Origin of the sequence: Aeromicrobium stalagmiti, assembly GCF_013283745.1 — a bacterium.
Taxonomy (GTDB): domain Bacteria; phylum Actinomycetota; class Actinomycetes; order Propionibacteriales; family Nocardioidaceae; genus Aeromicrobium; species Aeromicrobium stalagmiti.
Genome location: NZ_JABSTZ010000004.1, coordinates 145,665 through 158,910, shown reverse-complemented (window position 1 = coordinate 158,910; position 13,246 = coordinate 145,665). Strand labels below are relative to the sequence as shown.

The following is a 13,246-nucleotide window of genomic DNA, read 5'->3' as shown; positions in this document are numbered from 1 at the left end:
GGCCCCATCAACAGGGCCTCGCCAATCTTAGCCGGTCACCATCCCGATGCTCAAACCGGGTCACTCCTCGTCCGACATCACGGGCACCGGGAGGGTGCCTGCGTTCCACTCCGTGAGCCGCCAGCTGGTGTCAGGGCGCCACGGAGTCTCCTCGATGACCGACCACGCGCAGTTGTTGAGCGCGCCGAACGTGCCCCAGTGCGCTCGCGGGATGCCCAGGAAGCTGCAGATCCCTGTGCGCAGCACCGCACCGTGCGCCACGACGACCATGACGCCATCGGCCGGCAGCGACGCCAGCGCTGCCTCGAGCCCCTGGGCGAACCGCTCACCGGCCTGGACGTGGGTCTCGCTGCCGGGGATCTGGGTCTCGTCACCGTCGACCCACGCCTGCATGCCCTCGGGCATCTGGTCCCAGGCCTCGTCCCACGTGAGACCTTCACGCGCACCGAAGTTGAGCTCACGGAACCGCTCGTCGTGCTCGACCTCGACCCCCGTGAAGGCCCCGAGGTAGGCCGCGGTGTCGCGGGCTCGCTGCAGGTCGGAGCTGAGGATGCGCTGCGGCCTGAGCGCTGCGAGACGGCTGGCCGCCTCCCGCGCCTGGGCGTGACCGACCTCGTCGAGGGGGATGTCGCTCTGCCCCTGCACGCGTCCGGCGACGTTCCACTCCGTGCGCCCGTGGCGCCAGAGCACGACCTGGCGCGTCATGCCAGCGACAGGACCGGGCAGTCGCTCCACAGTCGCTCGAGGGCGTAGAAGACACGCTCCTCCTGGTGCTGCACGTGCACGACGATGTCCTGGAAGTCGAGCAGGACCCAGCGGCCCTCCCGCTCCCCCTCACGTCGCACGGCCTTGGCGCCCAGCGAGATCATCCGCTCCTCGACGGCGTCCTGCACGGCCTTGACCTGGCGCGCGCTGGACGCCGAGCAGAGCAGGAACACGTCGGTCAGGGCCAGCTGCTCGGAGACGTCGAACGCGATGACGTCCTGGGCGAGCTTGTCCTCGGCCGCCGCGGCGGCCGCCCGGGTGAGCTCGACGGCGCGATCGGTTGCAGTCATGTGACGGGGCTTTCGCTAGGGCTTGCGGGGGTGGGCGTGTAGAGGCCGTGCTTGCCGATGTACTGGACGACGCCGTCGGGCACGAGGTACCAGACCGGCTCACCCCGCTCGACGCGGTGACGGCAGTCCGTCGACGAGATCGCCAGCGCCGGGATCTCGACAAGGGTGATGCGGTCCCGGGGCAGTCCGGCCAGTGTCGCATCGTCCATCTCGTGACCCGGCCGCGTGCAGCCGACGAACTGGGCGAGCTCGAACAGCTCGTCGTGCTCGCGCCACGTCAGCAGCGCGGCCATGGCGTCGGCGCCGGTGATGAAGTAGAGGTCCGCGTCGGGATGGAGCGCGGCCAGGTCACGCAGCGTGTCGATCGTGTAGGTCGGTCCGTCGCGGTCGATGTCGACCCGGCTCACGGTGAACCGCGGGTTGGCGGCCGTCGCGATGACGGTCATCAGGTAGCGGTCCTCGGGCGGCGAGACGTCGCGGTCGGCCTTCTGCCACGGCTGGCCCGTGGGGACGAACAGCACCTCGTCGAGGTCGAACCACGACTGCACCTCGCTGGCCGCCACCAGGTGCCCGTGGTGGATGGGGTCGAAGGTGCCGCCCATGACGCCGACGCGGCGGCGTCCGGTGCTCATGCGGCTCAGGAGTGCTCGCGACCCTTGCCGAACGACAGCAGCGCGAGCAGCAGCACGATGAGGATGCTCAGGGCGATCAGTCCGATGACCCACGGCTCGACGCCGAGGTCGCGCAGCTGCTCGGTCTCTTCGGACGCGACGATGAACGAATGCATGAGGACAATCTATCCCAGAGCCCTACCGGACGTGGCCGTCACCCGTGACGACGTAGGTCGTGGTGGTCATCTCGGGCAGTCCCATGGGACCGCGGGCGTGCAGCTTCTGGGTCGAGATGCCGATCTCGGCCCCGAAGCCGAGCTCGCCGCCGTCGGTGAAGCGGGTGGAGGCGTTGACCATCACGGCCGCCGAGTCGACCCCGCGGGTGAACCGGGTGGAGGCCGCCAGGGACCGCGTGACGATCGCCTCGGTGTGCCCGGACGAGAACTGCCTGACGTGGGCGATCGCCTCGTCGATGGACTCGACGACCCTGGCCGAGATGTCGAGGGAGAGATACTCCTCGGCGTAGTCGTCGTCGGTCACCGGCACGACGCCGGTGCCGGCCGACCCGAACGTCGCGTCGCCGTGGATCGTGACGCCGGCGTCCTGCAGCGCCGCGACGACCCGGGGCACGAACTCGTCGGCGACGGCCCGGTGCACCAGCAGCGACTCCGCCGCGTTGCAGACGCTGGTGCGGTGGGTCTTGGCGTTGAGGACGATCGCGAGCGCCATGTCGAGATCGGCGTCGGCGTCGACGTAGACGTGGCAGTTGCCGACCCCGGTCTCGATGACGGGCACCGTCGACTCCTCGACGACGGCCCGGATCAGGCCCGCTCCCCCGCGCGGGATCACCAGGTCGACGAGCCCGCGTGCCTGCATGAGGTGCGTGGCCGACGAACGGTCGTCGGCCGGCACCAGGATGATGGCGTCGGCCGGAAGGTCGGACGCCGTGAGGGCGGCTCGCATGATCTCGACGATCGCGGCGTTGGACCGGGCGGCCGACGACGAGCCGCGCAGCAGGACGGCACTGCCGGCCTTGAGGCAGATCGCTGCGGCGTCGGCGGTGACGTTGGGCCGGCCCTCGTAGATCATGCCGATCACGCCCATTGGCACGCGGATCTGCTGCATCCGCAGCCCGTTGGGCAGGGTCGACCCCCGTACGACCTCACCGACCGGATCGGGCAGCGCCGCGACGTCACGCACGCCGGCCGCGAAGGCCGCCACCCGGTCGGCGTCGAGCCGCAGCCGGTCGAGCACGTTGTCGGGCGTGCCGCCGGCCCGAGCCGTCTCGACGTCGACCGCGTTGGCCTGCAGGATCGCCGGCGTGCCGGCGACCAGCGCATCGGCCATCGCGTGCAGCGCGACGTCCTTGGCGGCACGGTGGGTGAGCGCGAGGATCCCGGCGGCGACGCGGGCTCGGCGGGCTGCGTCGTGCACCTGCTGCTTCATGCCACCGATCCTAGTGCGGCGACTCCGACGTGCTCTGGGCCCCACGGACGCGCGCAGCGATGGCCGCCCGCGTCCGGACCCCGAGCCGCTCGAACAGGCCGGCCACGTGCTTCTCCACGGTCTTCTCGCTGATCCCCAGGGTCACCGAGATCTCGCTGTTGGACTGTCCCTGTGCCACCAGGACCGCGACCTCCCGCTGCCGCGCGGTCAGGGCGCTGTCGAGGACCGGCGGCACCTCCCCCACCAGCTCACGACCGATCCCGACCCGGTTGGTGGTGCCCAGCGCCGCGAGCACGGCGGCCACGTGGCTCTCGACGGTCTTCTCCGAGATCCACAGCGCGGCGGCGATCTCGCGGTTGCGCAGTCCTGCCGCGGCCAGACGGGCGATGGCCTGCTGGGTCGTCGACAGCGAGTCCCAGCCGATGCCGGGTGCGTTGCGCAGGCGACGGCCGTGGGCATGGAGCTCACGCTCGGCCCAGTCCTTGACCGCAGCCGCCCCCGCGGCGTCGGCTCGTCGCGCGACCTCCTCGAGCTCCTCGATGCCACGGATGCGGTCACCCCCTGCGGCGCGCGCCGACGCCTCGATGATCCGGGCGCGGATGACCTCGAGGTCGCTGCCGACGATGGCGGCGAGCACACCGGAGTCGGCGGACTCCCGGATGCCCGCCTCGGTGTCCTTGAGCGCGACCGACACTCGCGCGCGGATACGTCCCAGCGTCGCGGTCGCCATGATGTGACCGTGGATCGGCAGGCCGGCGCCGTGCTCGGCCCACCATCGGGCACCCTCGATGTCGCCCCGGGCGAGAGCCTCCTCGACGAGGATCTCGTAGCCGTAGAGGCGGTCGACGATCTGCAGGTTCTGCAGGTACGGCCCGCCTCCCCCGCGCAGGACCAGCGCCGACGCCTCAGCGAGCCGCCCGACCGCGGTGGCCCCGAAGGCGGCCAGCACGTGCGCACCCGCCCGGATGTAGTCGTGCTCGACCTCTTCGGGGCACCGGCGGTGCAGGGCACGCAGCCCGTGGTCGACCGCGTCCTGACGGCCCAGGTGGCCGTCGACGAAGATCCGGACGCCGCTGGCCAGCAGGTGCATCTGCGGCCAGTCATCGATGTCGTCGGCGGTGAGAACCCGCTCGACCAGCTGGTCGGCGTCGGCGAACCGTCCCTCGAAGCACCACGCGCGGGCCAGGGCGAGTGCGCTCCAGGCGGAGGTCACCGTCGTGATGGGCCCGCCGGCCACCACCTGCCCCGCGATGTCGGCGGCGGTCGAGATGAGGCCCGACGACATCGCCGCCTCCACCTCGAGCATCGCGGTGAGGTCGTCGAACGGGCAGTCGGCCCGCGCCCCACCGGGATCGTTGGTCACCTCGCCGGCACACACCGCGACCGCCATCTCGCGGGCCGCCTTGGCGAGGCGCGACGGCCGCTCCTCGGCCGCCAGGAGCACGGTGGTGTCGAGGGCTCGTCGAACCGGCAGGCCAGCACCCGCAGGAAGACCGCGGCGGCGCGGACCGCCTCGTCGTCACCACTGGCAGGCGACCGCAGGAGGTCCTCGAGGGCTCGGTCGGCATCGTGGGTCAACCCGAACAACACCACGTCCACGATGTCGACCGGATCCATGACCGGCACGTTACTCGTCGCCTGCCCCGATGCACCCTGAAGTGGCAGGTCAGATCAGCATCAGGTCGTCGCGGTGCACGACCTCGCGCTCGTACTCGGCACCGAGCGTCTCGGCGAGCTCGTGCGTCGAGCGGCCCATGAGGGCGGGCAGCTCCTCGGCGTCGTAGTTGACGATGCCACGGGCGATCACGACGTCGTCGGGGCCGATCAGGTCGACCGGGTCGCCGGCGCTGAAGGTGCCGGTGACGCCCGTGATGCCGGCCGGCAGCAGTGACGCCTTGCGGAGGGTCAAGGCCCGCACCGCCCCGGCGTCGAGCTGCACGCCGCCCTTGGTGTCGCTCGCGTGGGCGAGCCACAGCAGTCGTGTGGGGCGGCGGCGCCCCGTCGGGTGGAACCGGGTGCCGACCTCGGCACCCGAGAGCGCCTCGTCGGCGTGAGGGGCCGAGGTGAGCAGCACGGGGATGCCGGCACCCGTGGCGATGCGGGCCGCCTCGACCTTGGTGACCATGCCGCCCGTGCCGATCGACGACGCACTGGGACGCACGATGTCGAGCGCCGCGAGATCGTCCTCGCCACGCACGTCGGTGACGATGCGCGCCCCCTCGCGCGACGGGTCGCCGTCGTAGAGCCCGTCGACGTCGGACAGCAGCACGAGCCGGTCGGCGTGCACGAGGTGCGACACCAGGGCCGCCAGACGGTCGTTGTCGCCGAACCGGATCTCGCTCGTGGCGACGGTGTCGTTCTCGTTGACGATCGGGACGACGCCGAGCTCGAGCAGCCGCGCGAAGGTCTGGTAGGCGTTGCGGTAGTGGCTGCGGCGGGTCACGTCGTCAGCGGTGAGGAGCACCTGCCCGACCACGAGGCCGTGGCTCGCGAACCGCTCGGCGTAGCGGGCGATCAGCGCGCCCTGGCCCACGCTCGCCGCGGCCTGCTGGGTCGCGAGGTCGCGCGGGCGTCGACCCAGCCCCAGCGGGGCCAGTCCGGCAGCGATCGCACCGGAGCTGACCAACACGATCTCGTCACCGCGCGAGCGGGCCCCGGCCAGCGCGTCGACGAGGCCGTCGACCCGGTCGCCGTCGAGCCCGCCACCGGCCGAGCTCAGCGACGACGAGCCGACCTTGACGACGACGCGAGCCATCTAGACCTCGTCTCCCTCACCGTCCAGAGCAGGATCGTCCTCGGGGAAGCTCCAGTCGGGCTCACGCACGTCGCCCCGGGCCTCGCGTCGCTCGGCCTCGTAAGCGCGTCGTGCGGCCAGCTCCTCGCGGCGCTGGACGTTGGTGCGGCGGTCGGACTGGTCGATGCGCAGGTCCTCGCCACGTCGGCCGAGCACCTCGGCGCCGGCGGGGATCTGCGGGTCGAAGTCGAACATGACCGCGTCGTCCTCGTCACCGATGACGACGTCGTCGCCGGCCGTCGCGCCGAGCTTGAGCAGCTCGTCCTCGACACCGAGCCGGTTGAGCCGGTCGGCGAGGAAGCCGACGGCCTCGTCGTTGCTGAAGTCGGTCTGGCGGACCCAGCGCTTGGGCTTCTCGCCCCGCACGATCCACTGCCCGTTGACCTGGGTGATCGTGAACTCCTTGCCGACCCCGGCCTCGGCCTTGGGCCGCAGCACGATGCGCGTGACCTCGGCGACCGGCGTCGCCGCCCGCCTCGACGCCACGACCTCGGCCATCGCGAACGACAGCTCGCGCAGGCCAGCATGGCTCGCGGCGGAGACGTCGAACACGTCGAGCCCGCGCGCCTCGAGCTCGTCGCGCACGAAGCCGGCGATCTCCTTGGCGTCGGGCACGTCGGTCTTGTTGAGCGCCACCAGGCGGGGACGGTCGAGCAGGTCGCTGCCCGTGGCCTCGGCGTAGGCCCGCAGCTCGGCCTCGATGACGTCGAGATCGGTCAGCGGATCACGGCCTGGGTCGACCGTCGCGCAGTCGATGACGTGCACCAGCGCGGCGCAGCGCTCGACGTGGCGCAGGAAGTCGTGACCGAGGCCGCGTCCCTCGCTGGCGCCCTCGATCAGACCGGGGACGTCGGCGACCGTGAAGGTCGTGGATCCGGCCGTGACGACGCCCAGGTTGGGCACCAGCGTCGTGAACGGGTAGTCGGCGATCTTGGGCCGCGCGCGCGACAGCGAGGCGATGAGGCTCGACTTGCCGGCGCTCGGGAATCCGATCAGGCCCACGTCGGCGACGACCTTGAGCTCGAGCGTGATCGTCAGCTCGTCACCGGGCTCGCCCTTGAGCGCGAAGCCCGGCGCCTTGCGCTTGGACGACGCGAGCGCCGCGTTGCCGAGGCCACCGCGGCCACCGGCGGCGATGACCAGCTCGGTGCCCGGGCCGATCAGGTCGGCGAGCACCTCGCCCGATGCGTCGCGCACGACGGTGCCCTCGGGCACGCGCAGCACGAGGTCGTCGCCGTTGCTGCCACTGCGATTGCTGCCGGCACCGGGAGCACCGTTGGTGCCGCGGCGGTGCGGCTCGTGGTGGTAGTCGATCAGGGTCGTGACGTCGGCGCCGACGGCGAGGATGACGTCACCACCGTGACCACCGTTGCCGCCGTCGGGGCCACCGAGGGGCTTGAACTTCTCGCGGTGGACCGAGGCGACACCATCGCCACCGGACCCGCCCGCGACGTGGAGCGTCACCTTGTCGACGAAGCTGGGGACAGCCACAGGCCGCTCCTTTCGTGCTGGCCCCACGAAGGGGGCACCAAATGGAACGAAGGGGCCAGCCCGCAGCGGCGGACGGCCCCTTCGAAGAGAGTGTTCGCGGTACTACTCGGCCGCAACGCCCGGGACGATGTTGACGACCTTGCGTCCACGACGACGGCCGAACTCGACCGAGCCCGCCGACAGCGCGAAGAGAGTGTCGTCGCCGCCACGGCCGACGTTGGTGCCGGGGTGGAAGTGCGTTCCACGCTGGCGGACGATGATCTCGCCGGCGTTGACGAGCTGGCCGCCGAAACGCTTCACGCCGAGGCGCTGAGCATTGGAGTCGCGGCCGTTCTTGGTGGACGCTGCGCCCTTTTTGTGTGCCATCTGTCCAGTCCTCTACTTGATCCCGGTGATCTTCACCTGGGTGTACTTCTGACGGTGACCCTGACGCTTCTTGTAGCCGGTCTTGTTCTTGTACTTCTGGATGACGATCTTGGGGCCCTTGGCATCGCCGACGACCTCAGCCGTCACGGTGATCTTGGCCAGTGAGTCGGCGTCAGCCGTCACCTTGTCGCCATCGACGAAGAGCACGGCGGGAAGCGAGAGGGTCTCGCCCTCGGCCTGCACGACCTTGTCGATCTGGATGACGTCGCCGACAGCAACCTTCTGCTGGTTGCCACCACTGCGCACGATTGCGTACACCACGGAATCCTCACTCATTTCAGCTCTGGGGCGTGTCCCGAACGGATGCGGGAGACACGCGAGAACGGCGCGCAGAGCGCACCGAAGGACTAGTTTACGGAGCCTGACCCTCGCTGGTCAAAACGGGGCCCTCTCCGCCGTCGTTCCCGCCGGTTGCGGAAGGCGACTCGGGCGCTGCCGGAGGCCCGGCAGGCTTGGATGCCGAGCCGCGCTTGCGGCTCGACCTCTTGGCCGGAGCAGCGGTCTCGACAGGTGCCGGAGCATCCGTCGGGGCCGCGACGCCGGCGTCGGTCACGGGTGCCTGCGCCACCGGCGGTGCCGGCGGCGGAGGCGGCGGCGGGCCGTCGACCACCGGGGTGCTCGGCGTGGCCACGTCTGTGACCGGAGCATCGGTGGACGGCGCTTCGGCGACAGGACCATCGGCCTGGGGCACCGGTGCCTTGGCCTCGTCGCGACGGCCTCCGCCCCTGCCACCGTTGTTCTGGTTGCCACCGTTGCTCTGGTTGCCGCCGTTGCTCTGGTTGCCACCGTTGTTCTGGTTGCCACCACGACCGCCCCCACCGCCGCCGCGACCACCTCGGCCGCCGCGACGCTGCTCGTCCTTCTTGGGCTCGACCGGGGCGTCCTGGATCATGACGCCGCGACCGTGACAGTGGTCGCACTCGTGGCTGAACGACTCCAGCAGACCGGTGCCGATGCGCTTGCGCGTCATCTGCACCAGGCCGAGCGACGTCACCTCGGCGACCTGGTGGCGCGTACGGTCACGGCCCAGGCACTCGACGAGACGCCGCAGCACGAGGTCGCGGTTGCTCTCGAGCACCATGTCGATGAAGTCGACGACGATGATGCCGCCGATGTCGCGCAGCCGCAGCTGGCGCACGACCTCCTCGGCCGCCTCGAGGTTGTTCTTGGTGACGGTCTCCTCGAGGTTGCCGCCCGAGCCGGTGTACTTGCCAGTGTTGACGTCGACGACCGTCATGGCCTCGGTGCGGTCGATCACGAGCGAGCCGCCCGACGGCAGGAAGACCTTGCGGTCGAGCGCCTTGTGGATCTGCTCGTCGAGGCGGTAGGACGTGAACGCGTCGGTCTCGGCGTCCTCCCAGCGCTGGACGCGCTCGGCGAGGTCGGGAGCGACGTGGTCGATGTAGCCCTTGATCATGTCCCAGGCGTCGTCGCCCTCGACGACGAGCGCGTGGAAGTCCTCGTTGAACAGGTCGCGGACGACCTTGATCATCAGGTCGGGCTCGGAGTAGAGCAGCTCGGGAGCCTTGCCGGCCTTGACCTTGCCCTCGATGACCTCCCAGCGCGCCGACAGCGCGGTGACGTCGCGGGTCAGCTGCTCCTCGGTCGCGCCCTCGGCCGCCGTGCGCACGATGACGCCGGTGTTGTCGGGCAGGACCTCCTTGAGGAGGGTCTTGAGCCGCGCGCGCTCGTTCTCGGGCAGCTTGCGGGAGATGCCGGACGTCTGACCGCCGGGCACCAGCACGAGGAACCGGCCGGGCAGGCTGATCTGGCTCGTGAGCCGGGCACCCTTCTGGCCGATCGGGTCCTTGGAGACCTGCACCAGGATCGTCTGACCCGGGGAGAGCGCGTCCTCGATCTTGCGGGCCTTGCCGTTGCCGAGCGTCGTCCAGTCGACCTCGCCGGCGTAGAGCACGGCGTTGCGGCCGGCGCCGATGTCGACGAAGGCGGCCTCCATGCTCGGCAGGACGTTCTGGACCTTGCCGAGGTAGACGTTGCCGATGATCGACGTCTGCGACTCGCGCGCGACGTAGTGCTCGACGAGGACCTTGTCCTCGATGACCGCGATCTGCGTGTAGTCGTCGCGCTGGCGCACGACCATCTCGCGGTTGACCGACTCGCGGCGGGCCAGGAACTCCGCCTCCGAGACGATCGGCGCGCGGCGACGTCCGGCCTCGCGGCCCTCGCGGCGCCGCTGCTTCTTGGCCTCCAGACGGGTCGAGCCGGCGACGCCGGTGATCTCGTCCTCGGCGCTGCGGCCGCTGCGGACCCGCACGACGGTGTTCTCCGGGTCGTCGGGCTGCACGTCGGCGCCCTCACCGGCACGGGCTCGGCGGCGGCGACGACGGGTGCCGCCGTTGCCGTCGTCCTCGGTGTCGTCGTCTCCGCTGCTGTCGGACGACTCGTCGCCGTCGGACTCGCCCTTGCGGCGGCGTCGTCCACCACGGCTGCGACGACGCCGACGCGGCGCGTCGGGATCGTCGTCGTCGGTGTCGTCGTCGGACTCGTCGGAGCTCTCGGGCTCGGCCTGCTGCGGGCGGGCCGGCGCGAGACCCGGCTCAGGCGCCTGGAACATCGCGACGACGGCCGGCACGGGCGCAGGCGCCGCGTCGGTCGACTCGTCGTCGGCCTCGTCCACAGCGGTCTCGTCGGTCGACTCGTCGTCGGCTGCGGCAACCTCGGCCGCAGGTGCTGCGGCCTTCTTGGCGGTGCGCCTGGCGGCAGCCTTCTTGGCCGGCGCCTTCGTGGCGGGGGCCTCGGCGACGTCGGGCTCGGTGTCGGCCTCGGCCTTCGGCTCGGGCTTCGCGACCTTCTTGGCCGGCGGCGCGACCGGTGCGGAGAAGCTCACCGCGGCCGGCGGGCCCGCAGGACGACCTGCAGCGCGTCGCCGCGTGGTCGGTGCCTCGGTGGTCGGCTCGGTGGGGGTGTCGTTGTCGTCGAGCATGCGCTCTCCTTCGCCCTGCACCGATCTGGATCGGCCCGGGGCACGTATGCGGTCCGGCACTGCGGACCTGAAGCTTCGGTCAACCCCTGCGCCACGCGCCGGGGAGTGACGGCGAACTACGGTCTGTCACATCGACTTCCCCACCTGCCGCCGCGGTCGGCACCCGATCAGGATGCGTCGCGGTCGAAGGCAAGTGGATCGCCTACCGTGCCATTGTCCGTGTCCAGAGGACCTTGGGCCAAGCGAGTCGCGATGGGCGTCTGCTCGAGCTCGAGGCCCCCGCTGGAACGGAGTCCGGCAAGAACGTCGTCTGGTCGTATCGACGGTGTGTCGTGTCGCACGACCACCGCCAGTATCGCACACGGCCCGGTCGAGGTCTCGGCAGAACGCGCGGAGAGGCTCAGCACCGCGGCCCGGCAGTCGAGCGTACGGAGCCCCCGCTTCATCATCCGCTCGACCAGCACCTCGTCGGCTGCGAGGAACCCCTCGACCGCCGACCGGGCGTGATCACCCGTGACGCCCGGCAGCGCGATCTCCCACGAGCTGCCCTCCAGCCGGTCGGCCAGGGCACCCGGCCGAGCCACGACGACGTCCACGATGTCGAGCCCGTCGGGCAGGGCGGAGTCGAGCGCCTCGCGCACCTGGTCGGCGTCGCAGGGGCGCGTCATCCCGATCTCGAGGTACTCCGCCTCGCTGGCCGCGCCGGTCGGCGACGCGTTAGCGTACGAGATCTTGGGGTGGGGCGTGAAGCCTGACGAGAAGCCGATGGGGATGCCCGCGCGCCGCACCGCCCGCTCGAACGCCCGGGCGAAGTCGCGGTGGCTCGTGAACCGCAGCCGGCCGCGCTTGGCGTAGCGGATCCGCAGCTTCTGGACGATCGGCAGCTGCGGGTTCGGTGCTTCGGGATTGGGGGTTCCCTCGAGGGTCGTCACCCGTCGAGGTTACCCGCGCCGGGCACGGGACAATGGACCGGTGACGTCGACCTCCCCTGCCCCGACCACCGGCGGCAGGTGGCTCGTCGGCGCGGCGATCGTCCTGCTCGCGCTCAACCTGCGGGTCGCGGTCGGCAGCATCGGCGTGGTGCTGGAGTCCGTGCGCGACGACCTCGGCATGACCACGACGGTCGGCGGTGTGCTCACGACCCTCCCGGTCATCTGCTTCGCCGTCTTCGGCGTCGGATCGGCCGGTTCGGTGCGCCGGATCGGCCTGCACCGCGCTGCCGCGCTCGTCCTCGTGCTGATCGCGGTCGGTCTGGCCCTGCGGTCGGTCGTCGACGACGGTGGCCTGTTCCTGCTGTGCAGCGTCGTCGCGCTGGCCGGGGCTGCGGTCGGCAACGTCATCCTCCCGCCGCTGGTCAAGGCCCACTTCCCCGACAAGATCCCGCTGATGAGCTCGCTCTACGGTGCGTCGCTGATGGCCGGCGCGTCGACGGCCTCGATCACGACCGTCCCTTTGTCCGACGCGTTCGGCGGCTGGCGGGCCGGCATCGGCCTGTGGGCGGCCCTCGCCGCCGTCGCCCTCGTGCCGTGGCTCGTGATGCTGCGGCGCGACGTGCACGAGGGGCCCGTCGACTCCGAGCGTCTGTCGATGCGTGCGGTCTCTCGCTCGCCCGTCGCCTGGGCGATGCTGCTGGTCTTCGCGGCGCAGTCCGCCGGGGCCTACGCCCAGTTCGGGTGGTTCGCCGAGATCCTCGGCGACGCCGGGGTGTCGAGCGCGTACGCCGGCGCGCTGCTGGGGCTGCTGAGCGGCGTCGGCATCCCGCTGACGCTGGGCCTTCCCTGGCTCATCGCCCGCGTCGGCGACCGGCCCTACCTGCCGTGGGCCTTCTCGGCGGTCACCATCGCCGGCTGGCTCGGCCTGCTGGTGGCACCGGCGACGACACCGTGGATGTGGGCGCTGCTGCTCGGCCTCGGCGGCGGCTCGTTCACGTGGACGCTGACGATGATCGCGCGGCGCACGCGCACGACGGCCGGCACGGCGACCCTGTCGGTCACGACCCAGGGCATCGGCTATCTCATCGCGGGCATCGGGCCGTTCGGCGTGGGTGCCCTGCACGACCTCACGGGGTCGTGGACCGTCCCGCTCGTCGCACTGATCGTGGTGTCGGCCTTCATCGCGGTGTTCGGGACGATCGTCGCGCGGCCCGTGATGCTCGAGGACACGCTCGGGCCGCGCGACTGACGGTCAGCAACCGGCCGGCCGTGCCGTGGCGGTTCGGGGCGCCCGCGCCTGGCGGGCCAGCCGGGCCATGACGGCGAGACGCTCCCCGCCGTTCTGCTCGACCATGCGCTGCGCTGCCGCGCGGCGGCGCTCGAGGCGTTCGGTGAGCTCGCGCTCCTGCTGCTGGATGGTCACCTGGGCGGTGAAGTCGGTGTACATGATGTCTCCTCTCGACATCACCTACGGTCGTCGCTGAGGTGCCACCGCCACATCGGACGAAGACCCTAGCTTTGCCCGCACCGCTGCCTCAGAGAGCCTC

General features: G+C 71.2%; 14 protein-coding genes. 1 reads left to right on the top strand and 13 read right to left on the bottom strand.

Annotation, left to right across the window (positions count from 1 at the left end):
• Positions 1–60: 60 nt before the first annotated feature.
• From HQK15_RS15505 to HQK15_RS15450, 12 genes are all read right to left on the bottom strand, one after another.
• Positions 61–705, bottom strand: a complete 645-nt coding sequence (locus HQK15_RS15505) for a histidine phosphatase family protein (RefSeq protein ID WP_173492410.1) — start codon at positions 703–705, stop codon at positions 61–63.
• Entirely contained in the window at positions 702–1,055 is a 354-nt protein-coding gene (rsfS, locus tag HQK15_RS15500) for a ribosome silencing factor (protein ID WP_173492409.1), read from the bottom strand. Before rsfS ends, HQK15_RS15505 begins: the two co-directional genes overlap by 4 nt.
• On the bottom strand, positions 1,052–1,657 hold the full coding sequence (nadD, locus tag HQK15_RS15495; protein ID WP_254451105.1) for a nicotinate-nucleotide adenylyltransferase: 606 nt from the start codon (positions 1,655–1,657) through the stop codon (positions 1,052–1,054). Before nadD ends, rsfS begins: the two co-directional genes overlap by 4 nt.
• Before the next feature lie 35 nt (positions 1,658–1,692).
• A complete protein-coding gene (locus HQK15_RS15490) occupies positions 1,693–1,842 on the bottom strand; it encodes a hypothetical protein (RefSeq protein ID WP_173492407.1) in 150 nt (49 codons plus the stop codon).
• 22 nt (positions 1,843–1,864) lie between these two features.
• Positions 1,865–3,112: a glutamate-5-semialdehyde dehydrogenase gene (locus HQK15_RS15485; RefSeq protein WP_173492406.1), complete on the bottom strand. Its 1,248-nt coding sequence runs from the start codon at positions 3,110–3,112 to the stop codon at positions 1,865–1,867.
• Between the two features lie 10 nt (positions 3,113–3,122).
• The gene (locus HQK15_RS15480; RefSeq protein WP_173492405.1) at positions 3,123–4,556 is read right to left on the bottom strand and encodes a helix-turn-helix transcriptional regulator; all 1,434 of its coding nucleotides are present in this window, start codon (positions 4,554–4,556) and stop codon (positions 3,123–3,125) included.
• Between the two features lie 222 nt (positions 4,557–4,778).
• A complete protein-coding gene (gene proB, locus HQK15_RS15475) occupies positions 4,779–5,867 on the bottom strand; it encodes a glutamate 5-kinase (RefSeq protein WP_173492404.1) in 1,089 nt (362 codons plus the stop codon).
• Positions 5,868–7,397, bottom strand: a complete 1,530-nt coding sequence (obgE, locus tag HQK15_RS15470; RefSeq protein WP_173492403.1) for a GTPase ObgE — start codon at positions 7,395–7,397, stop codon at positions 5,868–5,870.
• 102 nt (positions 7,398–7,499) lie between these two features.
• The gene (gene rpmA / locus HQK15_RS15465) at positions 7,500–7,763 is read right to left on the bottom strand and encodes a 50S ribosomal protein L27 (RefSeq protein ID WP_173492402.1); all 264 of its coding nucleotides are present in this window, start codon (positions 7,761–7,763) and stop codon (positions 7,500–7,502) included.
• Positions 7,764–7,775: 12 nt separating this feature from the next.
• Positions 7,776–8,081, bottom strand: coding sequence for a 50S ribosomal protein L21 (rplU, locus tag HQK15_RS15460; RefSeq protein WP_367649212.1), 306 nt, complete (start codon positions 8,079–8,081; stop codon positions 7,776–7,778).
• Between the two features lie 94 nt (positions 8,082–8,175).
• The gene (locus tag HQK15_RS15455; protein ID WP_173492400.1) at positions 8,176–10,767 is read right to left on the bottom strand and encodes an Rne/Rng family ribonuclease; all 2,592 of its coding nucleotides are present in this window, start codon (positions 10,765–10,767) and stop codon (positions 8,176–8,178) included.
• Between the two features lie 167 nt (positions 10,768–10,934).
• Positions 10,935–11,699 (bottom strand): TIGR03936 family radical SAM-associated protein, encoded by a 765-nt coding sequence (locus HQK15_RS15450; RefSeq protein WP_173492399.1) that lies wholly within the window; start codon positions 11,697–11,699, stop codon positions 10,935–10,937.
• A 40-nt stretch (positions 11,700–11,739) separates the two neighbouring features.
• On the opposite strand from HQK15_RS15450, the gene HQK15_RS15445 reads away from it, so the two are divergent.
• Positions 11,740–12,948, top strand: a complete 1,209-nt coding sequence (locus HQK15_RS15445; RefSeq protein ID WP_173492398.1) for an MFS transporter — start codon at positions 11,740–11,742, stop codon at positions 12,946–12,948.
• A gap of 3 nt (positions 12,949–12,951) precedes the next feature.
• Here the strand turns inward: HQK15_RS15445 and HQK15_RS15440 are convergent, their stop codons facing one another.
• Entirely contained in the window at positions 12,952–13,146 is a 195-nt protein-coding gene (locus HQK15_RS15440) for a hypothetical protein (protein WP_173492397.1), read from the bottom strand.
• Positions 13,147–13,246 lie beyond the last annotated feature (100 nt).